The sequence below is a fragment of the Halomonas sp. GFAJ-1 genome, assembly GCF_000236625.2.
In the GTDB taxonomy this organism is placed as follows: domain Bacteria; phylum Pseudomonadota; class Gammaproteobacteria; order Pseudomonadales; family Halomonadaceae; genus Vreelandella.
In genome coordinates this window covers 1-1036 of sequence record NZ_AHBC01000076.1, presented here as the reverse complement: position 1 = coordinate 1036, position 1036 = coordinate 1, and the positions used below count along the sequence as shown (strand labels likewise).

Annotated in this window: 2 protein-coding genes; both read right to left on the bottom strand. The window is 42.3% G+C overall.

Annotated features, from left to right (window positions below):
* On the bottom strand, positions 1-85 hold an 85-nt coding region (locus tag MOY_RS16330), incomplete at its 3' end, for a transposase (protein ID WP_035540951.1).
* Positions 86-263: 178 nt separating this feature from the next.
* Positions 264-953, bottom strand: coding sequence for an AAA family ATPase (locus MOY_RS16325; protein ID WP_009102052.1), 690 nt, complete (start codon positions 951-953; stop codon positions 264-266).
* Between the last annotated feature and the right edge of the window lie 83 nt (positions 954-1036).

Sequence of the window (1036 nt, the reverse complement as noted above, 5' to 3'; positions counted from 1 at the left end):
CGACCTCGGCCACGCGATGGCCGCGCTCTACCACCTGCTTGACGGCTTCGATTTTGAATTCTTCAGTGTAGCGGGGATAGCTCATGGTTCCTCCTAGATACCTTTAGTATAAGGCCTGGAGGTGTCTACGAAACCTGGGGCGATTCAATGATAGGAATCTACGCTATTTCATTAGGGCTAACTGTGAGTAGCTATCTTGTGGCGAGTATGTTGCCGAGAGACTATGCAAAGAAGCGAAGCCGTTAAACCGGCTTCGCTCAAGCTTACTTAACGATGCGGATATTATTTTTTATTGGCTTCTTGGCTACAGTCGTGTTATTTATTGCATATGAAACTTTCATTAGGATGTCTCGCCAAGTCCCATCGCTATGCTCTATGCACTCATCGATAACACCGTCTTCCATCGTAACGACGCCGTTGGAGTTTAATATGTCTATGATTCGAGATTTTATACGCTCCTTTTTAGCAGCGTTAAAGTTAATCTGTATGCACCTATCTAGCAGTCCCCTGTCTAACTTTTGAAGATAGTTTGTTGTCAGCACGCATATAACATCTGAATTGTTTAAAAAAGCTTTTAAAGCCCTTTGTGCCGGTTCGGTTAGGTTGTCAGCTTCATCAAATATGAAATAGTGGTATCCACTCGCGTTGAAAGAAACAAAAGAGCGCTGGTTGTTGCATCTTTTAATTATGACGTCTATTGACTCGCTCTTGTTGCAGCTAATGAATAGCGGTTCGGCAACCATTTGTTGAGAAGTTAAAGCTAGTTCAAAGTCTTGGCAAAACAAGCCTGCGCATGTTGTTTTCCCTGTCCCATAGCTTCCATATAGGCATAGTGCAGTTTTTCCAAATCTAGGGAATGGGATTCGTTGATGAATAATATCATTCACTATTGTCTCTGATTGACTGTCGGAGAAAACAATGTCGTGGATGTTAGTCGGTGTTGTGTTTTTCATTTTATTTTCCTTCGTTATGCTGCGGTATGGGTTTTAACGTTGGCTTCATGTTTGCTTTTTACATCGCCAATATTAACAAGTGC

Excerpts from the sequence above, each read along its gene's own strand:
- MOY_RS16325 (WP_009102052.1), bottom strand. The coding sequence starts at position 953 with ATGAAAAACACAACACCGACTAACATCCACGACATTGTTTTCTCCGAC.